Source organism: Streptomyces sp. NPDC034099, assembly GCF_055575415.1.
Genome location: NZ_JBVISR010000003.1, coordinates 87,302 through 110,388, shown reverse-complemented (window position 1 = coordinate 110,388; position 23,087 = coordinate 87,302). Strand labels below are relative to the sequence as shown.

General features: G+C 73.5%; 24 protein-coding genes. 11 read left to right on the top strand and 13 right to left on the bottom strand.

The annotated features are described in order from the left end of the window. The first annotated feature begins 96 nt into the window (after positions 1-96). Positions 97-651, top strand: a complete 555-nt coding sequence (locus ACZ56V_RS09375) for a GNAT family N-acetyltransferase (RefSeq protein ID WP_467379093.1) — start codon at positions 97-99, stop codon at positions 649-651. A 121-nt stretch (positions 652-772) separates the two neighbouring features. On the opposite strand, the gene ACZ56V_RS09370 is transcribed toward ACZ56V_RS09375, so the two are convergent. Beyond that, entirely contained in the window at positions 773-1,249 is a 477-nt protein-coding gene (locus ACZ56V_RS09370) for an ATP-binding protein (protein WP_467379092.1), read from the bottom strand. A 280-nt stretch (positions 1,250-1,529) separates the two neighbouring features. Between ACZ56V_RS09370 and ACZ56V_RS09365 the strand changes: the two genes are divergently transcribed. Then, positions 1,530-2,726, top strand: coding sequence for a cytochrome P450 (locus tag ACZ56V_RS09365; RefSeq protein ID WP_468940632.1), 1,197 nt, complete (start codon positions 1,530-1,532; stop codon positions 2,724-2,726). A 25-nt stretch (positions 2,727-2,751) separates the two neighbouring features. On the opposite strand, the gene pgm is transcribed toward ACZ56V_RS09365, so the two are convergent. The 4 genes from pgm to ACZ56V_RS09345 all read right to left on the bottom strand — a co-directional run bounded on the left by pgm (position 2,752) and on the right by ACZ56V_RS09345 (position 6,722). After that, on the bottom strand, positions 2,752-4,392 hold the full coding sequence (gene pgm / locus ACZ56V_RS09360) for a phosphoglucomutase (alpha-D-glucose-1,6-bisphosphate-dependent) (RefSeq protein ID WP_467379090.1): 1,641 nt from the start codon (positions 4,390-4,392) through the stop codon (positions 2,752-2,754). 88 nt (positions 4,393-4,480) lie between these two features. Next, the gene (locus tag ACZ56V_RS09355) at positions 4,481-4,909 is read right to left on the bottom strand and encodes a hypothetical protein (protein ID WP_467379089.1); all 429 of its coding nucleotides are present in this window, start codon (positions 4,907-4,909) and stop codon (positions 4,481-4,483) included. A gap of 126 nt (positions 4,910-5,035) precedes the next feature. Then, positions 5,036-5,776, bottom strand: a complete 741-nt coding sequence (locus ACZ56V_RS09350) for a Type 1 glutamine amidotransferase-like domain-containing protein (RefSeq protein WP_398909986.1) — start codon at positions 5,774-5,776, stop codon at positions 5,036-5,038. A gap of 10 nt (positions 5,777-5,786) precedes the next feature. Further along, the gene (locus ACZ56V_RS09345) at positions 5,787-6,722 is read right to left on the bottom strand and encodes a LysR family transcriptional regulator (protein ID WP_356366509.1); all 936 of its coding nucleotides are present in this window, start codon (positions 6,720-6,722) and stop codon (positions 5,787-5,789) included. A gap of 94 nt (positions 6,723-6,816) precedes the next feature. On the opposite strand from ACZ56V_RS09345, the gene mdlC reads away from it, so the two are divergent. The 3 genes from mdlC to ACZ56V_RS09330 all read left to right on the top strand — a co-directional run bounded on the left by mdlC (position 6,817) and on the right by ACZ56V_RS09330 (position 11,281). Continuing rightward, positions 6,817-8,403 (top strand): benzoylformate decarboxylase, encoded by a 1,587-nt coding sequence (gene mdlC, locus ACZ56V_RS09340; RefSeq protein ID WP_398909988.1) that lies wholly within the window; start codon positions 6,817-6,819, stop codon positions 8,401-8,403. A 62-nt stretch (positions 8,404-8,465) separates the two neighbouring features. Next, on the top strand, positions 8,466-9,920 hold the full coding sequence (locus ACZ56V_RS09335; RefSeq protein WP_468941604.1) for a benzaldehyde dehydrogenase: 1,455 nt from the start codon (positions 8,466-8,468) through the stop codon (positions 9,918-9,920). An 89-nt stretch (positions 9,921-10,009) separates the two neighbouring features. Further along, a complete protein-coding gene (locus ACZ56V_RS09330; RefSeq protein WP_467379086.1) occupies positions 10,010-11,281 on the top strand; it encodes an MFS transporter in 1,272 nt (423 codons plus the stop codon). Positions 11,282-11,355: 74 nt separating this feature from the next. Here ACZ56V_RS09330 and ACZ56V_RS09325 read toward each other — a convergent pair whose 3' ends face one another. After that, positions 11,356-12,117 (bottom strand): PepSY domain-containing protein, encoded by a 762-nt coding sequence (locus ACZ56V_RS09325; RefSeq protein WP_356366503.1) that lies wholly within the window; start codon positions 12,115-12,117, stop codon positions 11,356-11,358. Between the two features lie 106 nt (positions 12,118-12,223). Then, entirely contained in the window at positions 12,224-13,213 is a 990-nt protein-coding gene (locus ACZ56V_RS09320) for a LysR family transcriptional regulator (protein ID WP_468940625.1), read from the bottom strand. A 215-nt stretch (positions 13,214-13,428) separates the two neighbouring features. Here ACZ56V_RS09320 and snpA point away from each other — a divergent pair, with 215 nt between their 5' ends. Together snpA and ACZ56V_RS09310 are read left to right on the top strand one after the other, a co-directional pair. Then, the gene (gene snpA / locus ACZ56V_RS09315; protein ID WP_398909993.1) at positions 13,429-14,112 is read left to right on the top strand and encodes a snapalysin; all 684 of its coding nucleotides are present in this window, start codon (positions 13,429-13,431) and stop codon (positions 14,110-14,112) included. Between the two features lie 138 nt (positions 14,113-14,250). Then, positions 14,251-14,511, top strand: a complete 261-nt coding sequence (locus ACZ56V_RS09310; protein ID WP_358743097.1) for a hypothetical protein — start codon at positions 14,251-14,253, stop codon at positions 14,509-14,511. 18 nt (positions 14,512-14,529) lie between these two features. Here the strand turns inward: ACZ56V_RS09310 and ACZ56V_RS09305 are convergent, their stop codons facing one another. Then, positions 14,530-15,216, bottom strand: a complete 687-nt coding sequence (locus tag ACZ56V_RS09305) for an adenosylcobinamide amidohydrolase (RefSeq protein WP_398909995.1) — start codon at positions 15,214-15,216, stop codon at positions 14,530-14,532. Between the two features lie 176 nt (positions 15,217-15,392). Between ACZ56V_RS09305 and ACZ56V_RS09300 the strand changes: the two genes are divergently transcribed. Beyond that, a complete protein-coding gene (locus tag ACZ56V_RS09300) occupies positions 15,393-15,743 on the top strand; it encodes a hypothetical protein (RefSeq protein ID WP_104632787.1) in 351 nt (116 codons plus the stop codon). 47 nt (positions 15,744-15,790) lie between these two features. On the opposite strand, the gene ACZ56V_RS09295 is transcribed toward ACZ56V_RS09300, so the two are convergent. After that, entirely contained in the window at positions 15,791-16,987 is a 1,197-nt protein-coding gene (locus ACZ56V_RS09295) for a globin domain-containing protein (protein WP_467379084.1), read from the bottom strand. 72 nt (positions 16,988-17,059) lie between these two features. After that, positions 17,060-17,506, bottom strand: a complete 447-nt coding sequence (nsrR, locus tag ACZ56V_RS09290) for a nitric oxide-sensing transcriptional repressor NsrR (RefSeq protein ID WP_104632785.1) — start codon at positions 17,504-17,506, stop codon at positions 17,060-17,062. 148 nt (positions 17,507-17,654) lie between these two features. Here nsrR and ACZ56V_RS09285 point away from each other — a divergent pair, with 148 nt between their 5' ends. After that, positions 17,655-18,098 (top strand): hypothetical protein, encoded by a 444-nt coding sequence (locus ACZ56V_RS09285; protein WP_468940618.1) that lies wholly within the window; start codon positions 17,655-17,657, stop codon positions 18,096-18,098. Here ACZ56V_RS09285 and ACZ56V_RS09280 read toward each other — a convergent pair whose 3' ends face one another. Continuing rightward, the gene (locus tag ACZ56V_RS09280; protein ID WP_467379082.1) at positions 18,099-18,959 is read right to left on the bottom strand and encodes a helix-turn-helix domain-containing protein; all 861 of its coding nucleotides are present in this window, start codon (positions 18,957-18,959) and stop codon (positions 18,099-18,101) included. 116 nt (positions 18,960-19,075) lie between these two features. Here ACZ56V_RS09280 and ACZ56V_RS09275 point away from each other — a divergent pair, with 116 nt between their 5' ends. Continuing rightward, positions 19,076-19,975 carry an oxidoreductase gene (locus ACZ56V_RS09275; RefSeq protein WP_398910005.1) on the top strand — a complete coding sequence of 300 codons (900 nt, stop codon included), beginning with the start codon at positions 19,076-19,078 and terminating at the stop codon, positions 19,973-19,975. A gap of 31 nt (positions 19,976-20,006) precedes the next feature. Here ACZ56V_RS09275 and ACZ56V_RS09270 read toward each other — a convergent pair whose 3' ends face one another. Continuing rightward, the gene (locus ACZ56V_RS09270; protein ID WP_468940613.1) at positions 20,007-21,728 is read right to left on the bottom strand and encodes an MFS transporter; all 1,722 of its coding nucleotides are present in this window, start codon (positions 21,726-21,728) and stop codon (positions 20,007-20,009) included. Then, positions 21,725-22,213, bottom strand: coding sequence for a MarR family winged helix-turn-helix transcriptional regulator (locus ACZ56V_RS09265; protein ID WP_398910008.1), 489 nt, complete (start codon positions 22,211-22,213; stop codon positions 21,725-21,727). Before ACZ56V_RS09265 ends, ACZ56V_RS09270 begins: the two co-directional genes overlap by 4 nt. 112 nt (positions 22,214-22,325) lie before the next feature. On the opposite strand from ACZ56V_RS09265, the gene ACZ56V_RS09260 reads away from it, so the two are divergent. Beyond that, on the top strand, positions 22,326-23,018 hold the full coding sequence (locus tag ACZ56V_RS09260) for a GAF and ANTAR domain-containing protein (protein WP_398910010.1): 693 nt from the start codon (positions 22,326-22,328) through the stop codon (positions 23,016-23,018). Positions 23,019-23,087 lie beyond the last annotated feature (69 nt).

Genomic DNA, 23,087 nt, shown 5'->3' with positions numbered 1-23,087 from the left:
GGGGGCGGGGCCGAACCGCTCCGTGCGGCCGAAGGGGGGAGGTCCCGGACGCGTAATCCGGTCGCTCCGCCGGTCCCGACGCCGTACCTTCGCGTGATGCCCGAACTTCGAACCGACCGTCTCGTGCTCCGCGACTGGCGGACGTCCGACCTGGACCCGTGGGCGGCCATGAACGCCGATCCGGTGGTCCGCGCGTACTTCCCGGAGGTCCTGACCCGGGCGCAGAGCGAGGCGTCCGTGGCCCGCTTCCAGGCCGACCTCGACCTGCGGGGCTGGGGCTGGTGGGCGGTGGAGATCGCCGCCACCGGCGAGTTCATCGGCTTCGCCGGGCTCGATCCCGTGGAGGACGGCATGCCGTTCACCGGGGTGGAGGCGGGCTGGCGCCTGGCCCGCCCGGCCTGGGGTCACGGCTATGCCACCGAGGCCGCGCGGGCCGCGGTGACCCACGCCTTCGAGTGCCTCGCGCTGCCGGAGGTGCTCGCGGTGACCGCGGCCGGCAATCGGCGCTCGCGGGCGGTGATGGACCGGCTCGGCATGACCCACGACCCGGCCGACGACTTCGACGACCCGGAGATCCCCGAGGGCAGCCCCCTGCGCCGCTCCGTCGTGTACCGGCTCCGCACCGGGGACCTTCGGCCGGGCGAGCGGTAGCCGGGGCCGCCGCGTACAACGGCCGAGGTGGCCGTCTCACTCAGGCCGATGGCGTGCTGCCGCCCGGGCCGATGGCGCGCCCCCGTGCGGCCAGAGGCGCGTTGCCGCGTGCCGTGGCGGGTCAGGCCGGCTGGTCGAGGGGGGTCGTCGTGCTGGTCAGGTGGTCGGTGAGGCCCACCGCGGCCCTCATGCGCTTGCCGACCGGTTCCCGGTGCACCTCGAAGCTCTGGCAGACGGCCATGACGATCTCCAGCCCGTGCCGGCCGATCCGGCCGGGGTCGGCGGTCGCGGGCACGGGCAGCACCGGCGCGCTGTCCCACACCGTGACCTCGACCCGGTCCTCCGCCAGTTCGAGTTCGACCAGCGACGGGCCGGGCGCGTACTTGCAGGCGTTCGTCAGCAGCTCGCTGACCACCAGTTGCACCACTTCCACCGCGCGGTCGGACACCGCAGCGCCCTGAGCCGTGCGCACGCGTGCCAGGAACGCCCGGGCCATCTCCCGGCCCCTGGCGATGTCGCCGGGCCTGCCCTGGTACTCCGCCGAAACCTTGACCGGTACGTCACTCAGCCGGTCCCCCGTGTGGGCAGCCCCGTCCATCCGATCCGCCCTCTTCCTGAGCCTTGACCGCTACGCCAGCCCGTCTACCCCCGAATCCGGCAAACATCACCCGTCCCACCACGACCCGAGCGGCGTCCTCACGGTGCAGGGCGAGCCACACCCTGAGCGGTCCGGGCCGCCCGGCCCGGCAGGCGCGGAGCCGTCCGACTCGGCGGGTTCCGGGGCTGGTCGGCGTCGGGCGGGTGGCCGATCCTGTTGACCACGTCGTCGAGCCGCGGCGGTCGCCGGGGCCGCACGGCCCGGACTTGGGGGTGGCCACGTGGTGCAGGACGGACGGGTCTCCGCGCGGAAGGCCGACCGGGGGCGGGCCGGGCCCGCCTGCCCGGTCGACCGGGCGGCGGACGGGACGTGGCAGGTGCACGATTTCGCCGTCGCACGGGCACTGCTGCGCGGTCCGGGCACCGTGCAGGCGGGTCTCGGCGTCGAGACGGTGGAGAAGCTCCCGCCGCGCGTCCGCCGGCCCGTGCTCTACCGGGACGGCCCCGAGCACCGGGAGCACCGCAGGCAGACCGCCCGCTTCTTCACCCCCCGCCGGGTGGACGAGCGCTACCGCGGGCTGATGGTCCGGATCGCCGAGGAGCAGCTGGCCGTCCTGCGCTCGGCGGGGGAGGCCCCGCTCTCCGATCTCGCCTTCGGTCTGGCCGTCGGGGTGGTGAGCGAGGTCGTCGGGCTGCGCTACGGCAGGCCCGGCATCCGCCGCAGGCTGGAGCGGTTCTTCCCGGAGAAGTTCGGCGAGCCCGGTCTGACCAGTGTCCGGGGCCTGTACTGGCTGGTGCGGCAGAACACGAACTGGCTCCGCATCCACCTGGCCGACGTGCGTCCCGCCGTCCGCGCGCACCGGCGCCGTGCGCACGACGATCTGATCTCCCACCTGATCGCGGAGGGCTGCTCGGACGTCGAGATCCTCGGTGAGTGCCTGACGTTCGCCGCGGCCGGCATGGTCACCACGCGGGAGTTCGTGTGCCTGGCCGCCTGGCACCTGTTCTCGGACGCCGCGTTGCGCGACCACTACCGGTCGGCGGACGAGGCCGGGCGTCTCGCCGTCCTCCAGGAGCTGCTGCGGCTGGAGCCCGTCATCGGGCGGTTGCGCAGGCGGGCCGTCGAGCCGCTGGAGCTGTCCTGCCCCGACGGTCCGGTGACGGTGCGCCCCGGCGAGTACGTCGAGGTCCACCTGGACGACGCCAACGCGGATCCGAGGGCCGTGGGCGAGGAGCCGCTGCTCGTCCGCCCGGAACGCGCCGAGGCGGTCGGAGCGGGGCTCTCCTTCGGGGACGGACCGCACCGGTGCCCGGGGGCGCACATCGCCCTGCTGGAGACGGACGTGTTTCTCAGCCGTCTGTTCGCCCTCGACGGGATCCGGACGACCGGGGAGCCGCGGGTCGCCTTCCAGGAGGCCATCGACGGCTACGAGATCCGCGATCTGACCGTGGCACTCCCCCGGGCCGGCCGCGGCTGACCGGCCCGGGGACCGACGTGCGGCGTCAGCCGCCCAGGGCGCCGAGGACGACGTCCTTGGCCTCGTCCTGCACCTGCCGGAGGTGGTCCGCGCCGAGGAACGACTCGCCGTAGATCTTGTAGACGTCCTCGGTGCCGGAGGGCCGGGCCGCGAACCAGGCGTTCTCGGTGGTCACCTTGATGCCGCCGATCGGGGCGCCGTTGCCGGGTGCCTCGGTGAGCACGCCGGTGACCGCCTCCCCGGCGAGGGTGTCGGCCGTGACCTGGGCCGGGGACAGCTTGGCGAGCCGGGCCTTCTCCTCGCGGGTGGCGGGGGCGTCGATGCGTGCGTAGGCGGGCTCGCCGAACCGGGCGGTGAGCGCGGCGTAGTGCTCGGAGGGGGTCTTGCCGGTGACGGCGGTGATCTCGGAGGCGAGCAGGGCGAGGATGATGCCGTCCTTGTCGGTGGTCCACACGGAGCCGTCCCGGCGCAGGAACGACGCCCCGGCGGACTCCTCGCCGCCGAAGCCGAGGGAGCCGTCGACCAGCCCGTCCACGAACCACTTGAAGCCCACGGGTACTTCGACCAGGCGGCGGCCGAGGTCGGCGGCGACCCGGTCGATCATGCCGGAGGACACCAGCGTCTTGCCCACACCCGCGTCGGCCGGCCAGTCGGCGCGGTGGGCGTAGAGGTAGGCGATGGCGGTGGCGAGGTAGTGGTTGGGGTTCATCAGGCCGCCGTCGGGGGTGACGATGCCGTGGCGGTCGGCGTCGGCGTCGTTGCCCGTGGCGATGGTGAAGCGGTCGCGCCGCTCGATCAGGGAGGCCATCGCGTGCGGGGACGAGCAGTCCATGCGGATCTTGCCGTCCCAGTCCAGCGTCATGAAGCGCCAGGTCGGGTCGGTGAGCGGGTTGACCACCGTCAGGTCGAGGCGGTGCTGCTCGGCGATCCGCCCCCAGTAGGCGACGGAGGCGCCGCCCAGCGGGTCCGCGCCGATGCGCACGCCCGCCGAGCGGATCGCGTCGAGGTCGAGGACGCTCGGCAGGTCGCGGACGTAGGCGTCGAGGAAGTCGTGGCGGCCGGTGCCGGGGGCGGCGAGCGCCCGCGCGTAGGGGATGCGCCGTACGTCCTTCAGTCCGGCCGCGATGATCTCGTTGGCCCGGTCCTGGATCCAGGAGGTGGCGTCCGAGCCCGCGGGGCCGCCGTTGGGCGGGTTGTACTTGAAGCCGCCGTCGGCGGGCGGGTTGTGCGAGGGGGTGACGACCACGCCGTCGGCGAGGCCGGAGGTGCGGCCCCGGTTGTGGGTGAGGATGGCGTGGGAGACCGCCGGGGTGGGGGTGTAGCCGTCCGCGCTGTCGATGCGGACGGTCACGTCGTTGGCGGCGAACACCTCCAGGGCGGTGACCCGTGCGGGCTCGGACAGGGCGTGGGTGTCGGCGCCCAGGAAGAGCGGGCCGTCGGTGCCCTGTGCCGAGCGGTATTCGCAGATGGCCTGGCTGGTGGCGGCGATGTGGTCCTCGTTGAACGCCGCCGCCAGGGACGAACCCCGGTGCCCGGACGTTCCGAAGGCCACGCGCTGCCCCGGCTCCGCCGGGTCCGGGTGCAGGGCGTAGTACGCCGTCACCAGCCGGGCGACGTCGATCAGGTCCTCGGGGCCGGCCGGCTCGCCGGCTCGGTCGTGCTGCATGCGCCCACTCCTCCGCGTAGGTCGGGACTTCGCTCGCGAGTCCCATCTTCCCCTGTCCGGGGAGTGGTGCCGTGCGTGGTGGCCGGTGTCAGATCCGGCCGCCGGTGAGACGGGTGAGGGGACCGTGCGTGTGACGTCCGGCGCGGCGGCCCATCGCGTACGAGGCGGCGGTCACGGCGGTGAGGCCGGCGCCCACCCCGGCGGCGACGAGTTTGCGCTGGGCGACCACCGTCCAGGCCGTCTTCGCCGTGGCCGCGACCTGTCCCGTGGTGGTGACGACGGCCTGGCGGCCGGCCGCGACGGTCTTGGCCGCCGTCTGCACGGCGCCGTTCGCGGCGTCGGCGGAACGCTGGGCGCCGGCCTTGGCCGCCGACGCGGCGTCACTCGCCTTGCCCGCGGCGGCCTGTCCCGCCCGTGCGGCGGGCGCGGTCGCCTTCTCGGCGGTGCCGCGCGCCTTGGACTCGGCGGTCCGCGTACTGGTGGGCTTCTTGTTCGTGTCCTTGTTCGGATCGCTCATGGACACCGCCTTGCCCCTCACCGCGTCGGCAAACGCGCCCGTCCCGGATGGGTGCGCCACGGCCGGTCCGGACGCTCAACGCGACGCCGCCGCTGGAGCGTTGTGTCAGTCATCTCCCATGACGGTTCACCGCCGCGGACGGGGCAGCTCGCGCGGCTCCAGCCTCGCCTCGACCGCGGTGTCACCGTCGCGTACCACCACGTAGGCGCCCTTGCCCGGGAGTTCGGTGACCGCCTCCACCAGTTCGGTGCCGCGGTAGACGAGGCCGACGCCGTCGTCCGTGCAGTGGGCCGTCGGCAGGGTGCCGTCGGCGACGAGCCGGTGGATCAGCGGGCGGCGGCCCGGGTCGACGTCGTAGTGGACGCCGTTTCCGTAGGGCAAGAAGTCCAACGCGTCGGTGATCGGGCGCAGTTCGGGGCCGAAGGAGTCGGTGGCGCCGCCCCGGAACCAGCACAGGGAGCCCGCGCTCACGCCACTGAGCACGACACCCGCCTCCCAGGCCCTGCGCATGACCCGGTCCAGACCGTGCACGCGCCACACGGCCAGCAGGTTGGCCACCGATCCGCCCATGACCCAGACGACGTCCTGGGCGAGCACGGTCTCCTCGATGTCCTCGACGTTGGGCATGGGGAACAGGTGCAGCGGAGTCAGGTCGAACCCGGCGACGCGGGCGGCCTCCGTCATGCGGGCGGTGAAGTGCTCGGCGTCCCCTATGGCGGTGCCCACGTACAGGACGCGGGGGCGTCGGCCGTGCGCGCCCGAGAGGTCCACCGCGTGGTGGACCAGGGCGTCGAAGGCCACCATGGTCCGGCCGCCCGCGCGGTGTCCGCCCGAGGTGGCGAGGATGGTGGGTTCCGGTGCCGTCATGGCGGTGATCCTAACGACGGCTCGACGGCGGCAGCTGGGCCGCGCTCACCTGCTCGCCCAGCACCTCGGCCAGGAACCGCACGAGCCAGCGCTGGGCCGGGCTGCGGGAGGACTCGTGCCGTGCGTACAGGGCGATCTCGATGGGCTCGGTCTCGAACGGCAGCCGTACCAGGCGCACCCGGTGGGAGGCCGTGAAGACCTCGCCGACGTACTCGGGGACGATGGCCACCAGGTCGGTCTGTTCCAGCAGGTAGGGCAGCATCGAGAAGCGGGTGGCGTCCACGGCCACCCGTTCCAGGAGCCCGTGGGCGCCCAGCAGGTCCCTGGGCGTGACGTGGCCGCTCGGTCCGAACACCGTCGCGTGGTGCTCGGCCGCGAGGTCCTCCGGGGTGACCGCGTCGCCGCGCACGCGCGGATGGTCCGCGGCGACCATCAGGACGTAGCGCTCACGGAAGAGCGGAATGCGCACGGTGAGGTGTGAGGTGATCACCGGGGTGGCCACGAAGGCGTCGAGGTCGCCGCGGCGCAGCTGCCCCTCGGCGTCCTCCACGTCGAAGGGGCGGACGGTGAAGGACACCCCCGGCGCCCGCTCGCGCGCGGCGGCCACGAGCCTCGGCAGCAGCGTGGCCTCGCCGAGGTCGGACAGGGCGATGGTGAAGCGGCCGGACATGCTCCCGGCGTCGAAGACGTCGCCCTGGCGGACCGTCCCGTCGATCTCCGCCAGCGCGCGCTGGAGCGGCAGGTACAGCCGCCGGGCGCCGGCGGTGGGGGTCAGCCCGCGTCCGTTGCGGCGGAACAGCTCGTCGTCGAAGTGCCGGCGCAGCTTGCCCAGGCTGTAGCTGACGGTGGGCTGCGTGACGTGCAGCGTCTCGGCGGTGGCCGTGACGCTGCCGGTCTCGTAGAGCAGCACGAAGACACGCGCCAGGTTGAGATCGAAGGTGCCCATATCGACGGACTCTATATCGGAATGGCGAAACATCTATTGGTGCCCATGTCGCGGGGTGCCTAGCGTGTGCCGCGTCACTTCGAAAGGAACGTCCGTGCCATCCGTGCGCCGTGTCTCCCACGCTTTCCTGGAGCGCCAGGGGCTCACCACCGTCTTCGGCAATCCGGGCTCCAACGAGCTGCCCTTCCTCGCCGGACTGCCCGACGGCTTCCGCTACGTCCTCGGTCTGCACGAGGGCGCCGTCGTCGGCATGGCCGACGGGTACGCCCAGGCGACCGGCCGCCCGGTGCTGGTCAACCTGCACGCCGCCTCCGGTTCCGGCAACGCGATGGGCGCCCTGACGAACGCCGTCGCCTCCCGTACACCGCTGGTGCTGGTGGCCGGGCAGCAGGTGCGCCCCGCCATCGGCCCCGAGGCCAACCTGGCCAGCGTCGACGCCCCCGCCCTGATGAAGCCGCTGGTCGGCTGGGCGGCGGAACCGGCGTGCGCCGGAGACGTGCCGCGCGCGCTCGCCCAGGCCGTCTTCGAGGCGCGGCTCCAGCGCCGGCCGAGCTACCTGTCGGTGCCGTACGACGACTGGTCCGCCGAGGTCGACGACAACGCCCTGGCCGTGCTCGACCGGCGGGTGCTGCGGGCCTCGGTGCCGGGCGGCGAGCAGCGCCGGTGGCTCGTGGAGCGGGTCGCCTCGGCCCGGCGCCCCGCGCTCGTGCTGGGCGGCGACATCGACTCGGCCGGCCGCTTCGACGACGCCGTGCGGCTGGCCGAGCGCATGGGCGGTCCGGTGTGGGCGGCGCCCTCGCAGTTCCGGCTGCCGTTCCCGAACCGGCACCCGCAGTTCCGGGGCGTGCTGCCCGCCGGGATCGCGCCGGTCTCGAAGGCGTTCGAGGGCCACGACCTGGTGCTCGTGCTGGGCGCGCCGGTGTTCCGCTACCACGAGCACCTGCCCGGCCGGTACCTGCCCGAGGGCACCCGGCTGATCCAGGTGACCGAGGACGCCTCCGCCGCGGCGCGGGCGCCGATGGGCGAGGCGCTGGTCGCGGACCCGGGTGCCGTCATCGACGTACTCCTGGAGTCGCTGGACGCGACCGGTACCCCCGTCGGCGCGGATGCCTACCGGCCCGTGCCGGAGCCGCTCACCGCCGAGGGGCCGGGGCTCCACCCCGAGCAGGTCTTCGCCGCGCTGCGCGAGGAGATGCCCGAGGACACCGCGTACGTCGTCGAGTCGACGTCGACCAACGCGGCGTGGTGGCGGCAGATGGACCTGCGCCGTCAGGGCTCCTACTACTTCCCGGCGGCCGGCGGCCTCGGTTTCGGGCTGCCCGGCGCGGTCGGCGTCGCGATGGCCCAGCCCGGCCGTCCGGTGGTCGGCGTGATCGGCGACGGTTCGGCCAACTACGGCATCACCGCCCTGTGGACGGCCGCGCAGCACCGGGTCCCGCTGACCGTCGTACTGCTGCGCAACGGCACGTACGGGGCGCTGCGCTGGTTCGGCGGTCTGCTCGGGGTGCCGGACGCGCCCGGGCTCGACATCCCGGGCCTGGACTTCACCCGCATCGCGGAGGGCTACGGCGTCCGCGCCCAGCACGTCGGCGGGGTGGCTCAGCTGCGCGCCGCGCTCGCCGAGACGCCGGACCACCCCCGGCTGATCCAGGTGGACACGACGCTCACCACACCCTCCTGAACCGACGCGAACGCGAACCCGACCGAAGACCCCGACCGAAGACCCCGACGAGAGGGATGACGATGACACTCCTGGACAGCGACGTCTGGGGCGGGAAGTTCCACAGCGACGGCTGGCAGGCCTCCCCCACCGGGCAGCCGGTGACAGAGCCCGCCACCGGTGACCGGCTCGGCACGGTGGGCCTGGCCACGGCCGAGGACGTGAACCGCGCCGCCGCCCGGGCCGCCGAGGCCCAGCGTGAGTGGGCGGCGACCTCGCCGCAGCGGCGGGCCGCCGTGCTGCGGCGCGCCGGGGAGCTGTTCACCGAGCACGCCGCCGAGATCGAGGACTGGCTGGTGCGCGAGGCCGGCTCGGTGCGGTCCAAGGCGGGCTTCGAGGCGGGGCTGGCGATCGGCGAGTGCTTCGAGTGCGCCGGGCTGCCGACGCATCCCCAGGGCGAGGTGCTCACCTCGGAGGACGCCCGGTGGTCGCTCGCCCGGCGCCGCCCCGCCGGTGTCGTCGGTGTGATCGCCCCGTTCAACTTCCCGCTCATCCTCGGTCTGCGTTCGGTGGCCCCCGCGCTGGCGCTCGGCAACGCGGTCCTGCTGAAGCCGGACCCGCGCACCGCGGTGAGCGGCGGTGTCGTCATCGCCCGGATCTTCGAGGAGGCGGGACTTCCGGCCGGTGTCCTGCACCTGCTGCCGGGCGACGGGTCGGTCGGCCGGGCCGTGGTGGAGGCTCCCGAGGTCCGGGTGATCTCGTTCACCGGTTCCACTCCGGTCGGGCGGGCCATCGGCGAGCAGGCCGGGCGGCTGCTGAAGCGGGCGCACCTGGAGCTGGGCGGCAACAACGCGCTGGTCGTGCTGCCCGGCGCGGACGTCGCGAAGGCCGCCTCGGCGGGCGCGTTCGGCTCGTACCTGCACCAGGGGCAGATCTGCATGACGACCGGTCGGCACATCGTGCACGAGTCGCTGGTCGAGGAGTACACCGCCGCGCTCGCCGCGAAGGCGGAGGCGCTGCCGGTGGGCGACCCGGCGCGGGAGGACGTGGCGCTGGGTCCGATCATCGACCGCCGGCAGCTGGAGCGGGTGCACGGCATCGTCACCGACAGCGTCGCGGCGGGTGCCAAGGTCGCCGCGGGCGGTGAGATCGACGGTGCCGGCTACCGCGCCACCGTGCTGACCGGTCTGACGACGGACATGCCGGCCTGGCGCGAGGAGATCTTCGGCCCGGTCGCGCCCGTCATCTCCTTCTCCACCACGGAGGAGGCCGCGCGGATCGTCAACGACTGCGAGTACGGGCTGTCGGTCGGCATCCTCGGCGACGTGGGTACGGCGATGAAGCTCGCCGACCGGATCGACTCCGGCAAGGTGCACATCAACGAGCAGACGGTCAGCGACGAGCCCAACGCCCCCTTCGGCGGGGTCAAGGCCTCCGGCACCGGTTCCCGGTTCGGCGGCGCCGCGGCGAACGTCGAGGCGTTCACCGAGACCCAGTGGCTCACGGTCCGCCCGGACATCGCCGACTACCCGTTCTGATCCCTCCGGTCACCCGTACCGGTCCCACCCGGCCGCCCCGGCCGGTCCGGCTCCGCTCACTCACACCCGTCCCCGGGGGGAGAGTCATCATGGCTTCCACCACCACGTCCGGCGCGCCCGCGCAGACCGGCCCCGCCGCGAGCGGCACATGGACGGTGATCCTGTGCTGGATCACCGTCCTGCTGGAGGGCTACGACCTCGTCGTCCTCGGCGCCATCATCCCCACCCTGCTCAAGACCCACCACCTCGGCATGACCGCGGGCGACGCGACCACCATCGCGACGCTCTCGCTCGTGGGCGTCGCCATCGGCGCGGTCTGCGTCGGTCCGCTGGCCGACCGGCTGGGCCGGCGCCGCCTGCTCATCGGCTCGGTCGTGCTCTTCTCGGTCCTCACCATCGTGGTGCCGCTGGCGAACTCCGTCGCGATGTTCGCCGCGCTGCGCCTCCTCGCCGGTCTGGGCCTGGGTGCCTGCATGCCGGTCTCGCTCACGATGATGGCGGAGCACATGCCCGCCGGCCGCCGGGCGCGGGCCAGCACCCTGACGATGACCGGCTACCACACCGGTGCGGTGATCACCTCGCTGCTGGCGCTGCAGGTGACGGACAACTGGGAGATCCTCTTCTACCTGCTCGGTGTCGTCGGCCTCGTGATCGCCGCGGTCCAGTGGTTCAAGCTGCCGGAGTCGGCCGCCTTCGAGCGGGCCAGGCAGGACGGCGCACACCGCGTGCCGTTCACCGAGCTGCTCAAGCCGGCGTACCTGCGCGCGGGCATCGGCATCTGGGTCGCCTCGTTCATGGGCCTGCTGCTGGTCTACGGCCTGAACACCTGGCTGCCGAAGCTGATGAACGACGCGGGCTACCCCGTGCCCACGGCCGTGACCCAGCTCCTGGTGCTGAACATCGGTGGCGTCGTCGGCCTGGTCCTCGGCGGGTTCGTGGCCGACCGGCGGGGCATCAAGGGCACCACCATGGTCTGGTTCGCGGTCTCGGTGCTCATGCTGGGGTGTCTGAGCATCAGGATGGAGAGCGACCTGCTGCTCAACGTCGTGGTCTTCTTCACCGGCGTGTTCGTCTTCTCGGCCATGGTGCTCGTGTACGCCTACGTGACGCACTTCTACCCGGCGTCCGTGCGCGGCACCGCGCTCGGCTCGGCCTCCGGGATCGGCCGGATCGGGTCGATCGTCGGCCCGTCGATCACCGGCGCGCTGGTCGCGTCGGGGGTCGGTCACCCGTGGGGCTTCTACTTCTTCGCCGCGGTGGCGGTCCTCGGCTTCCTGGCCGTGCTGACGCTGCCGCGCGACGGCGGGGGCGAGCCGGCCGGGGCCGCGGCGGACGCGCCTCCCGCCGCACCGGCCGGGTGACCTCCCGAGGACATGAGGAACGGGAGCAGTGGGCCGCGGCCCGCTGCTCCCGTCGGTGTCCGGGGGCCCGTGTATCAGTCCTTGTCGACCTTCTGGCCCAGCACCTTGCCGTTCGCCGCGTCGACGGTGACGGAGGTCTTGTTCCAGTTGCTCTTGTCGACCACGTCGACGTCCCAGACGACCTGCTGGTCGTCGTTGTCGCCGAGTTCGACGTGGGTGACGGTGCCCTTGGCCTTGGCGGTGGCCGCCTTGACCGCCTGCTCCGGCGTCTGCTTGGCCTTGTCCAGCCACTGGGTGATCTGGGTCTTGTCGTCGGGGTCCTGGTCCGGGTCGACCATGGTGCGGAAGACCTTGCCGTTCGCCGCGTCGATGTCGATCCGGTGCAGGGTGCCGTCGGACTGGGCGACCTTGGCCTCCCACTCCGGGGCACCCTCACTGGGGGCGGGGTTCGGCATGCTCGGGCTCGCCGAGCCGGTCGGCGATCCGGTCGGCGACGCGGTGGCGTCGGCCTTCGTGCGCTTGAGTTCGAGGTCCACGAGCTTGCCCTCGGGGACCTCCTTGACGGCGGTGGCGGCGGCCTTGTCCCAGGTGACCTTGGTCGCGGAGACGAGGTCCTTGCGCTCGGTCCGGTCCTCGTTCATCGAGGCCGACGGGGAGCCGGTGGGGGACGCGGTATCGGTGCCGGTCGGCGAGGGGGACTCGGTCTGAGCCGCCTCCGCGACGCTGGAACGGGTCGTATCGGCGTTCGTGCAGGCCGTCAGCAGCAGGGCGGAGGCGCCCAGGGCACCGACCACGGCCAGCGAACGCAAGGGGGGAAGTCGTCGTGCAGAGCTCATGATGCTGTCCGTAACCGCTCCGTCACGCGGACACACCGGTCCCATATGAAAATCACTCTATTGGCCGGAGTGGGCGATCTTGGGGGCCGCGGGGCCGACGGGGCCGTCAGCGGGCGCGTACGAACTCCACCCGGCCGGCGCCCGGGGCGGTGGTCGCCGGGCACCGGGGCAGCGTCCGGATCCCGCCCCCTTCCAGCCACTCCCGGTACGCGGTGGACTGGCGGGCGACCTCCCAGTACGCGTCCTCCAGCGCCGGGAAGACGGCGTCGAGCTCGGCCCGGGTGCGGGCGGCCAGCAGCAGGCGTACGCCGAGGGGGTCGCCGTACAGGCGCCGTACCGCCATGTCGGGGCGGGACTGGGAGCTGGGCTGGCAGACCGTGACGACCTCGCCGGTGGCGACCAGGGAGGCGGCGGTGTGGTAGTCGCCGTGCAGCACACGGGGGTTGAGGCCGACGGCGCGCAGCATGCGGTGCACGCCGTCCCATTCGCCGTCGACGGTGGGGTCGACCATCCACCGGTCGTCGGCGAGGTCGGCGAGCCGGACGACGGGCCGGGCGGCCGCGGGATGGTCGGCGGGCAGCATGACGAACTGCGGTTCGCGCTCGACCAGGACCCGCAGCCGCAGGCCCTCGGGGATGTGCAGCGCACTGCCCTCGACCTCGTGCACGAAGGCGATGTCGAGCTGCCCTTCGGCGACCCGGCGCAGCAGCGCGTTGGCGGAGACGTCCATCTGCAGGGTGGGCTCCAGGCCCGGCCGTCTGAGCCGGCGCAGCCAGCCGGCCAGGGCTCGGCTGGCCGTGGAGCCGACCCGCAGCCTGCTGTCGCCGCCGGCCGCCGCGGCGCGGGCCTCGCGGACCAGCGTGCTCATGTCGGCCAGCAGCGGCCGGGCCCGCCCGAGGACCGTCCGGCCGAGCGGGGTGGGGCGGCAGCCGGTGCGCTCCCGGGTGAACAGCGGGCCACCCAGGGCCTGTTCGATCCGGGTCAGTTGGGTGCTCAACGTGGGCTGCGCGACGCCCAGTTGGCGTGCCGCCCGATGCAGGCTGCCGGCGTCGGCGATGGCGCACAGCGCGCGTAGGTGCCTCACCTCGAGCTCCATGCAGGGAGCGTAAAGCGGAACAGTTGGTTGCGCCAGGTGAACAAAACGCGGCGGAACAGGGCGAGTTCTGCACTCTGGTCAAAGCCGCAACGAGTGACCGGACGGTGGGTGATAGCCCGGCCCTATCGCCTGTTGCCATCATCACAGCGGGCTCACGGGCGCTCCACACTCGCCGATGACGACTTCTCCCCACTCCCCCACTCAAGGAGTCATCGATGCGTATCACCCTGCCCCTGCTGTCCACCGCGGTCGGTCTCGGTCTGACGGCGGCCGTGCTCGGCACCGGCCCCGCCGCGACGGCCGCTGCCCCCCAGGAGCCGGCCCGGGCCGCCCAGCTCGGCTACCAGCCCTCGGCCGGCTCGGGCGAGGACGCGGCCGCCAACCGTGCGTTCTTCGAGGCGGTCGTCAAGTCCGTCGCCGAGAAGCGCGCCGCCAACCCGTCGGCCACCGCGGCCGTCACGGTCTACTACAGCGCCACCAACGCGCCGAGCTTCCGTTCGCAGATATCCCGCTCGGCCCAGATCTGGAACAGCTCGGTGTCCAACGTGCGGCTCGCGGAGTCGGGTTCGGGCGCGGACTTCGCCTACTACGAGGGCAACGACTCGCGCGGCTCGTACGCCTCCACGGACGGGCACGGCAGCGGGTACATCTTCCTCGACTACCGGCAGAACCAGCAGTACGACTCGACCCGCGTGACCGCCCACGAGACCGGGCACGTGCTCGGCCTGCCCGACCACTACTCCGGGCCGTGCAGCGAGCTGATGTCGGGCGGCGGCCCCGGCCCGTCGTGCACCAACCCCTACCCGAACTCCACCGAGCGCAGCCGGGTGAACCAGCTGTGGGCCAACGGCTTCCAGGCCGCCCTCGACAAGGCGCTGGAGAAGACCTCCCAGCGCTGACGCCGACGGTGGACCCCCGTGTGGGCGGCCCGGGCGGGCCGCCCACACGCGCGTACGCACGCCCTTGCCCTCCGCTTGCCCAACCTCCCGCGGGGTAGTCGGTGTTCACTCTGCAGTGACATCCCGAAGGAGTCGGACGTGGACGAGCGGAAGGCACCTGTGGACGACGGTCTCGGCGATCTGGAGCCGGGCACGAGACAGCGCACGCAGTTGCGCGGCCGCGTCGCCGACATCGCCTGGACGGCATTGTGCGTGGTGCTCGCACTGTGGGCCGTGTGGAGCGCCGTCGATCTCGCACGCGGCGCGACGGCGTGGGCGTACTGCGCCGTGGCCTGGGTACTGCTCGCCGTGGCGCTGAGCCTGCGGGCGGCGGCGGTCCGGCGCAGGACCTCGCTGTAGCCCAAGCGGTTCCGGGCGTCACAAGGGGGTGGGCAGGGCGGCGCCCACGGCTCCGTGGACGGCCCGGGCGAGCCGGGAGCCCCACTCGGACCGGGGGCCCGCGAAGGCGTGGACCTCGATGCCGTCGCGCGGGGAGCGGGCGGCGACGCACACCGCGTCGGTGGGGGTGCCGGAGCAGTCGAGACCGGCGTCGAGCAGCGCCTGGACCTTGGCCTCGGTCGCCGTCATGACCGCGTTGACCAGGGCGGCGTCGCTCAGTGCGACGGGCAGCGCGGCGACGATGTTGACGGTTCCCGGCAGCGCGACTCCGCCGGCGCACTCCTCCGGTGCGGCCGCCCAGCCGCGCACCGAGACGCCGGCGGTCGCGAGGGCCTCCGCCCCGCCGTCCCGGGCCCGGCCGTGGGCGGACACGTCGGCGGCGGTCATCAGGCCCACGCCCGGCCCGCGGGCACCGGCGGCACGGGCCAGGCCGGCCAGGTGCCGTGCGGGGTCGGTGCGCCGGTAGCCGTGGGCGACCTGGGCGTTGAGCACCCAGGCGCGCTCGGCGATCCCGCCGCCCAGCACCGCGCTGCTGGCCATCCGCCAGCCCGGCCCCGGGCGCCAGAGCAGGGCGTGCAGCCGTTCGCCGTCCTCCACCCGGGTCAGGTGTCGCGGGTCCAGCAGACGGGCGGCCCCGGTGCGGGGCGGCGGCAGGAGGGCGGGCACGGGGGCGGGGCTCCCAGCGGTGATCGGCGGAGGTCGGAGGCGGACCGGACGATCGTACTCGGGGCCGCTGTCCCGGCGGCCCCGCGACCGGTCCGTCGCGGGGCGCATTGCGGAGCCGGGTCAGGGCACCTTCACTGAACACAACTTCGCCGCCAGGCGACGGATCGGAGGCCGCGATGCTGTCCCACACCCTGGAGCATGGGGTCCTGGTCATCACGGTGGACCAGGACCCGGGAATCGACGGGCGGGCCACGCTGACCACGCACATCACCAACCTGGTCGACGCCCATCAGCCGACCCCCGTCGTCATCGTCCTGACCGACCGGGCGGGCGGCCACGCCGCGGTCAGCGCGGTGCTCCGGGCGCACCAGTGGTGCGGGCGGCTGGGTGTCCTGATGTCCGTGGTGACGCACAGCGCGCCGGTCCGACGGCTGCTGGCGGACAACGCCGACACCTCGGGTCCCCGCCTGGTGGTGCACGCCCGCGTCGACACCGCGATCAGCACCGCGTTCACCGCGGCGGCCTAACGCCCGTACCGGAGTTCCGCGGCGGCCGTCGGCGGCCCGGGGCGCCGCTACTGCCGGCCGAGCCAGAGGTCGGGGCCGAAGACCTCGTAGTGGATGGCCTCGGCGGGCACTCCTCGGCTCAGCAGGTCGCCGCGGACCGCGCGCATGAAGGGCACCGGTCCGCACAGGTAGACCGTGAGGCCCTCGGGCAGGTCGATGCCGGTGAGGTCGGCGCGGCCGGTGGACGCCTCAGGCGCCTGGTCGCCGGGCTCCTCGTACCACAGGTGGAGCCGGGCGTCGGGCAGCGCGCGCACCAGGTCGAGCTGCTCCTGCCGGTGGGCGTGGTCGTCGGGGGTGCGGTCGGCGTGCACGACGGTCACCGGGCGGGTGGCGCCGGCCGCGGCCAGGTGGTCGAGCATGGAGAGGACCGGCGTGACGCCGATGCCGGCGGAGGCCAGCAGCAGCGGGCCGTCGTGCTCCGCCAGGGCCAGGTCGCCGGCAGGCAGCGACACGCTGAGCACGTCGCCCTTGCGGGCGTTCGCGCAGAGCCACGAGGAGACCTCGCCGTCCGGCCGTCCGTCGCCCCGGACGCGTTTGACGGTGACGCGCAGGCCGGATCGGCCGGGCGCGGCGGACAGGCTGTACTGGCGGATCTGCCGGGCACCGTCGGGCAGTTCGACCTGGACGCTGACGTACTGGCCCGGCCGGAACGGGACGACGGGACGGTCGTCGGCCGGCTCCAGTACGAGGGAGAGCGCGTCGGCGCTCTCCTCGACCCGGTCGACGATCTCCATGGGGCGCCAGACGTCTCCGTCCGCGACGCCCTTGTGCGCGTAGAGCCGCGCCTCCAGGGCGATGAGCGCGTTGGCCATCAGCCAGTAGACCTCGTCCCAGGCCCGGGCGACCTCGGGGGTGACGGCGTCACCGAGCACGTCGGCGACGGCGGCCATGAGGTGCCGGTGGACGATCGTGTACTGGTCGGAGGTGATGCCGAGCGAGGCGTGCTTGTGCGATATGCGCGAGAGCATCACGTCGGCGCGCTCGTCCGGGTTCTCCAGCAGCAGACCGGCGAACGCGGCGACGGAGCCCGCCAGGGCCCGCTGCTGCTCGCCGTTGGCCTGGTTCCCGCGGTTGAACAGGTCCCGCAGCAGTTCGGGGTGGGCGTCGAAGAGCTTGCGGTAGAACAGGTCGGCGATGTCACCGATGGCCGCTCCGACCGCGGGAAGAGTGGCTCGGACCACGGGAACGGACTGTTCGGAGAGCACAGCGACTCCTTAATTGGTAGATGATATTCGTGTTTCAGGCCATGGCTCGGCACCCTTCGGGTCCGCCGCCCGTCATCCCGGGGGGCGGTCCGTCAGGCCGATCAGGACCGGGCCGGTCGGTGAGGCCACCAGGTCGGTCACGGTCAGCGGGTCGAGCGCGGCGTAGAACGCCTCCTGGGCGTCGCGGAGCGCACCGCGCAGCCGGCAGGCGCCGCGCAGCGGGCACGGGTTGTCGCCCTCGCAGTCGACCACCTCGGCGTCACCCTCCAGTTCGCGCACCAGCCAGCCCACCGAGGCTCGCCGCCCCAGGTCGGTCAGGGTCAGCCCGCCGCCGCGACCGCGCCGCGCCTCCACCACCCCCAGGTGCCGCAGGCGGGTGATGGCCTTCGCCGCGTGGGTGTACGGCACACCGACGACCTCGGCCACCTCTCGGGTGGCCATCGGTTCGTCACCGTCTCTCACGACCGCCAGGCGCATGACGGAACGCAGCGCCAGGTCGGTGAACTTCGTCAGCCGCACACCGGGAAGCTATCAAATACGCATGCTAGATTCGCCTTTACCCGGGGTACGGACCCTGTGCAGTGCGTCACTGGACCGGCCGCACCCGGGGCACCGCCCAAGAGGGCGGCGTGCGGGCACGGTTGGGCACACGGATCGGCGGCATTCGATGGCAGTGGAAGACAGCGGCTCCTCCGGTGAGGCGGCGGACTCGCCCCTCCCCCGGGTGCTGTGCGACACGGCGGAGCTCGTGTCCCTGGGCCGCGACGCTCCGGCCGGCGCGCTGTGGAAGCTGGCGGAACCCGGACGGCAGCTCGACGCCAACGTCGTCCGCCTCCCCGCCGGGGGACGGGTCGACACCCACACCGAGCCCGACCTCGACGTCCTGCTCCTCGTCCTCGACGGTGCCGCCCGCCTCGCCTCCGCCGACGGCGAGCACCCCCTGCGCACCGGCGTCCTGACCTGGCTGCCGCACGGCTCGGCCCGGGCCGTGCTCGCCGGTCCGGACGGGGTGACGTACCTGACCGTGCACCGCCGGCGACCCGGCATGCGGATCCAGCCCCCACAGGCCGCCGACCGACTGCGGCCCTCCCTCGGCGGCGACGGCGCCTGATCAGGGCGCGGGCGGCGCCGGCGGGACGGCGTCCTCCTCGCGCGCGAGGGCCCGCAGCGCCGTGTCGTCCTCGCTGCCGGGCCGCGGGAAGTACACGTACAGCACGTGCCCTTCGGGACCGGCGAGGGCGAAGGTCTCGAAGTCGAGGGAGAGGACCCCGACGCCGTCGACCGAGAGGCGCTTGCCGCCCGTCACGCGGTCGTAGACGTCGTGGGAGTCCCACAGGGCCCGGAACCTCTCGCTGCGCTCACGCAGACTCGCCACGAACCCGGCGAGTTCCGCGGGCCGGGCCGCCGCGGTGGTGCGCAGGCCCGCGACCGCCTGGAGGCCGATCTCCTCCCAGTCCGGGTACACCTGCCGGGCCCGCGGGTCCAGGAAGGTGAACTCGACGAGGTTGTTTCCCGGGCTCCAGGCCGGGTTGACGCGGGGGGCCAGGGCGGTGGCGGCCAGGACGTCACGGCGTGGCCCGACGACGAAGGCGGGCAGGTCGCTCCAGCGCCCCAGCAGAACCCGTACCCCCGCCCGGACCGTGTCGGCCGGGGCACTCGCCCGGGCGTCCGCCGGGGCGAGGGACGGCGCGACCAGGGACCACAGGTAGGCCCGCTCGGTGTCGTCCAGGCGCAGCACGTCGGCCAGGGCCTGGAGGATCTCGCGGGAGGGGTGCCGGTCACGGCCCTGCTCGATACGGGCGTAGTAGGAGGGGCTCACCCCGGCGAGCAGGGCCAACTCCTCGCGGCGCAGGCCCTTGACCCGGCGCCGCGTGTTGTCGACGACGCCCGCGGAGGCGGGGTCGATCCGCTCCCGGCGGCTGCGGAGGAAGGAACCGACCGGATTGGCGTCGGTGTGGTCGTCACGGGCCATCGGGTCGACTCTACCCCGCGCCGGACCACCTGCGAGGACGCCGTCGGCAGACCCTCCGGGGGCCACCCTCGAGGGGGTGTGGCACGGATGCCGCGCGTCCGGCTGCAATGGGAGGCATGACGAAGCGAACCACCGCACCGAACGACGACCCGACCCGCACCTCCGACGCGCCCGAGGGGACACCGGTGTGGCTCATCACCGGGACTTCGGGCGGCCTGGGCCGCGCCCTCGCCCGGCACGCCCTGGAGCGCGGCGACCGGGTCGCCGTCACCGCCCGCGACACGGCGAGCGTCGCCGGCCTCGTGGCCGCCCACGGGGACCGCGCCCTCGCCCTCCGTCTGGACGTCACCGACCCCGAGTCGGTGGCCGACGCCGTCGAGGCGGCCGAGAAGGAGTTCGGGCGCATCGACGTCCTGGTCAACAACGCCGGATACGGCTACCTCGCCGCCGTCGAGGAAGGTGAGGACGCCGCGGTGCGCGCCCTCTACGACACCAACGTGCACGGCGTGGTCACCGTCCTGAAGGCCGTCCTGCCCGGCATGCGGGCCCGCCGCTCGGGGCGGATCGTGAACATCTCGTCCTTCGGCGGTCTCGCGGCCTTCGCGGGGACCGGCCACTACCACGCGACCAAGTTCGCGCTCGAGGGACTGTCCGAGTCGCTGGCCGCGGAAGTCGCGCCCCTCGGCATCGCGGTGACCCTCGTCGAGCCCGGCGGTCTGCGTACCCAGTGGGCCGGAACGTCGATGCGGCAGTCACCGACGCGGTTCGAGGACTACGAGCAGACCGCGGGCCGCCGCCGGGCCGCCACCCTGGCGGTCTCCGGCCGCCAGCCCGGCGATCCCGTCCGCGCCGCCGCCGCGATCGCCGCCGTCGTGGACTCCGCGACGCCGCCGCTGCGGCTCCTGCTCGGCTCGGACGCGCTCGCCGGGGCCCGCGCCCGCCTGGAACGGCTGCGGCACGAGATCGACGCCAACGAGGCCCTCACCAGGAGCACCGACCTGGAACAGGCGTCCTGAGCCGCGGCGGCCCACCGTGTCCCGGGGCCGCTCACCGTGCCTCGGAGCGCAGCCGGGTGAGGGACCGCGCGGTCAGGGGCCGGGGCTCCGCGTCGGGGTCGACGAGGACGACGGTGCAGGTGGCGGCGTGGGTGAGGGCGCTGGTGAAGCTGCCCTCGGCGAACTGGGCCAGCGGGCCGCGCGGTGAGCGCCCGACGGCGACCGTGCGGGCCCCGACCTCGGCGGCGTGCCGGGCCAGGGCGCGGCCCGCGGCGGCGTGGTCGCCGACGCCGGTGAGGATCTGGCCGGTGGCGGCCACACCGAGGCCGCCCAGCCGGTCGAGGTGCGCGGTGACGGCGGCCTTCGCCTGCGCCTCGGTCTCGGTGTCGGCGGCCTGTTCCTCGACGACGGCGGTCTGCCGTACGTGCACGACCTCCAGCGGGCTCCGGGTGTCGCGGGCGAGGCGGGCCGCGGCGTCCACGACGGCGGCCGCCTCGTGGTGGGCGCCGACGGCCACGACCACGGGCGGCGCGTCGGTCGACGCCGGGGTGCCGACGGGCGTCAGCGTCGCGGGGACGGGTTCTCCTTCGCCGGTGTCCGCCTCCGCATGGCGGAGCAGCCGGTGTCCGCTGGCCAGGACGGGGACGGCGAGGAGGAAGGTGGCGGCTCCGAGATAGAAGGGGACGCTCAGGTCGGTGGCGTCGGCGAGCTTTCCGGCGACGTAGGGGGCCAGTCCGCCGCCGATGAAGCGAAGGAAGCCGTACGCGGAGGAGGCCACGGGGCGCTCGACCGGCGAGACGAGCATGACGGCCTGGGTGGTGAGGGTGTTGTTGATGCCGATGAAGGCGCCGCTGACGATGACCGCGACGATCACGGTGGTGGGGTCGGTGACGCCCGCGGCTATGACGGCCATGACGATGCCGAGGCCGAGCAGGTTGGCGTAGAGGACGGGCGCGGTGCCGTAGCGGGCCTGGAGGCGGGGCGCGAAGAAGACGCTGAAGGCGGCGACCAGCAGACCCCAGGCGGTGAAGACCAGGCCGAGCTCGTGGGCGTCCAGCTCCATCGGGTACGGGGCGTAGCCGAGCATGGTGAAGAAGCCCCAGTTGTACAGCAGGGCCATGATGCCCATGGTCAGCAGGCCGCGATGGCGCAGGGCCTTCAGCGGGGCGAGCGGTGAGGTGACCCGCTCGGGCCTCGGCAGGTCGGGGACGAAGGCGAGGGTGGCGATCAGGGCGACGGCCATCAGGGCGGCGACGCCGAAGAACGGGCCGCGCCAGCTGATGCCGCCCAGCTCGCCGCCGAGCAGCGGGCCGACGGCGATGCCGAGTCCCAGGGCGGTCTCGTAGAGGATGATCGCGCCGCTGAAGCCGCCGCTGGCGGAGGCCACGATGACCGCGAAGGAGGTGGCGATGAACAGGGCGTTGCCCAGTCCCCAGCCGGCCCGGAAGCCGACGATGCCGTTGATGGAGCCGGTGGCGCCGGCCAGGGCGGCGAAGACGACGATGACGGCGAGGCCGGTGACCAGGGTGCGCTTGGCACCGATGCGGCTGGAGACCCAGCCGACGAAGAGCATGGCGACGGCGGTGACGATCAGGTAGCTGCTGAACAGCAGGGAGACCTGGCTGGGCGTGGCGTCGAGGCTCTCGGCGAGGGCCGGCAGGATCGGGTCGACCAGGCCGATGCCCATGAACGAGATGACGCAGGCGAAGGCGACGGCCCAGACGGCCTTGGGCTGCCGGAAGGGACTGGCGGCCTTTCCACGGGGTGCACTCATGCGCGGTCTTCCTCCGGGGTGGACGGACGGTTGCGGATGACCCGGGCCAGGGCCAGGAGCGCGGTGGTGGTGGCCTCCCGCTCCGGCCCGGTCATGTCCTCCATGAGCTGCCGCAGGGCGTGGGCACGCTCGGCGCGCCGCGCGGCCACGACCTCGAGTCCGGTGGGCGTCACCGCCACGAGCACGACGCGACCGTCGCTCGCGTCGGCGGTGCGCCGGACCAGGCCCGCACGCTCCAGACGCGTGACGAGCTGGGTCATGTTCGGCTGGGAGACGCCCTCGGCCGTGGCCAGCCCGGTCAGCCGCTGGGGGCCCTCGCGGCTCAGCCGGGCCAGCGTCGAGGAGGCGGCGGTGCTCAGGCCGCCGGTCCGGGCGCTGTGCCGCACGTACCGGATCATCTGCTCCACGGCGATGATCAGGTCGTCCGGGTCCGGTGCGTCCCGGGGCGGCCCGCTCGGGCCCGGGCCCTCCTCCGGCATATCCATAAGCGCATTATGCATTTAGATGTAGCGTGAAACAAGATGGGTCGCGGCGGCCTCCCCCGTTGCGTTCACCCGTCCCCGGGGCAATCGTCAGGGGAACGAGGGAGGAAACGGCATGGACGACTGGCGCGGGTTCGCGGAGCAGATGGCGTCGCTCGCACGCGATCTGCTGGCCCAGGATTCGGTGAACGACACCCTGCGGCGGATCACCGCCTCGGCCACCGAACTGGTGGCGGACTGCGACGCCGCCGGCATCCTCATCCTGCGCGGCGGCAAGGTGCAGTCACTGGCTCCCACGGAACAGGTGGTGATCGACAGCGACGACCTGCAGGGGCGGGTCGGAGAGGGGCCGTGTTTCGACGCCGCCCGCACCTCCACGGGCGAGCGCCAGTTCCGGATCGTCGACTTCGCCGACGAGGCGGTGCGCTGGCCCAAGTACGTACCGGAAGCGCGCAAGCTGAACCTCGGCAGCATGATGGGCTTCCTGCTGTTCACCGAGGACGAGGACCTCGGCGCCCTGAACCTGTACTCCTACCGGCCCGGCGCCTTCACCGAGGCCGACGAGACGGCCGGCTGGCTGCTGGCGTCCCACGCGTCGGTCGCCTTCTCCAGCGCCCGCACCCACGCGCAGTTGCAGGAGGCCATCGGCACCCGGCACACCATCGGGGAGGCCATGGGCATCCTCATGGGCAGGCACCGCCTCACCGAGGACCAGGCCTTCGCCGCGCTCCGCCGGTACTCGCAGGACCACAACGTCAAACTCCGGGACGTGGCGGCACGGGTCTGCGAACGGGGCGGCCTGCCCTGAGGGAGCGCGGGGCGTTTGCTTCCCGCCCCACGGGTAACTCCGGCATTCCGGACACCGAACCCGGGAGTC

Bases quoted from the DNA above. Each gene is read 5' to 3' on its own strand.
- ACZ56V_RS09335 (WP_468941604.1), top strand. From the start codon at position 8,466: ATGACACTCCTGGACAGCGACGTCTGGGGCGGGAAGTTCCACAGCGAC.
- ACZ56V_RS09300 (WP_104632787.1), top strand. From the start codon at position 15,393: ATGCTGTCCCACACCCTGGAGCATGGGGTCCTGGTCATCACGGTGGAC.
- ACZ56V_RS09265 (WP_398910008.1), bottom strand. From the start codon at position 22,213: ATGGATATGCCGGAGGAGGGCCCGGGCCCGAGCGGGCCGCCCCGGGAC.
- snpA (WP_398909993.1), top strand. From the start codon at position 13,429: ATGCGTATCACCCTGCCCCTGCTGTCCACCGCGGTCGGTCTCGGTCTG.
- ACZ56V_RS09285 (WP_468940618.1), top strand. From the start codon at position 17,655: ATGGCAGTGGAAGACAGCGGCTCCTCCGGTGAGGCGGCGGACTCGCCC.
- ACZ56V_RS09260 (WP_398910010.1), top strand. From the start codon at position 22,326: ATGGACGACTGGCGCGGGTTCGCGGAGCAGATGGCGTCGCTCGCACGC.
- ACZ56V_RS09330 (WP_467379086.1), top strand. From the start codon at position 10,010: ATGGCTTCCACCACCACGTCCGGCGCGCCCGCGCAGACCGGCCCCGCC.
- ACZ56V_RS09270 (WP_468940613.1), bottom strand. From the start codon at position 21,728: ATGAGTGCACCCCGTGGAAAGGCCGCCAGTCCCTTCCGGCAGCCCAAG.
- ACZ56V_RS09345 (WP_356366509.1), bottom strand. From the start codon at position 6,722: ATGGGCACCTTCGATCTCAACCTGGCGCGTGTCTTCGTGCTGCTCTAC.
- ACZ56V_RS09370 (WP_467379092.1), bottom strand. From the start codon at position 1,249: ATGGACGGGGCTGCCCACACGGGGGACCGGCTGAGTGACGTACCGGTC.
- ACZ56V_RS09320 (WP_468940625.1), bottom strand. From the start codon at position 13,213: ATGGAGCTCGAGGTGAGGCACCTACGCGCGCTGTGCGCCATCGCCGAC.
- ACZ56V_RS09275 (WP_398910005.1), top strand. From the start codon at position 19,076: ATGACGAAGCGAACCACCGCACCGAACGACGACCCGACCCGCACCTCC.
- ACZ56V_RS09355 (WP_467379089.1), bottom strand. From the start codon at position 4,909: ATGAGCGATCCGAACAAGGACACGAACAAGAAGCCCACCAGTACGCGG.
- ACZ56V_RS09325 (WP_356366503.1), bottom strand. From the start codon at position 12,117: ATGAGCTCTGCACGACGACTTCCCCCCTTGCGTTCGCTGGCCGTGGTC.
- pgm (WP_467379090.1), bottom strand. From the start codon at position 4,392: ATGCAGCACGACCGAGCCGGCGAGCCGGCCGGCCCCGAGGACCTGATC.
- ACZ56V_RS09350 (WP_398909986.1), bottom strand. From the start codon at position 5,776: ATGACGGCACCGGAACCCACCATCCTCGCCACCTCGGGCGGACACCGC.
- ACZ56V_RS09375 (WP_467379093.1), top strand. From the start codon at position 97: ATGCCCGAACTTCGAACCGACCGTCTCGTGCTCCGCGACTGGCGGACG.
- ACZ56V_RS09280 (WP_467379082.1), bottom strand. From the start codon at position 18,959: ATGGCCCGTGACGACCACACCGACGCCAATCCGGTCGGTTCCTTCCTC.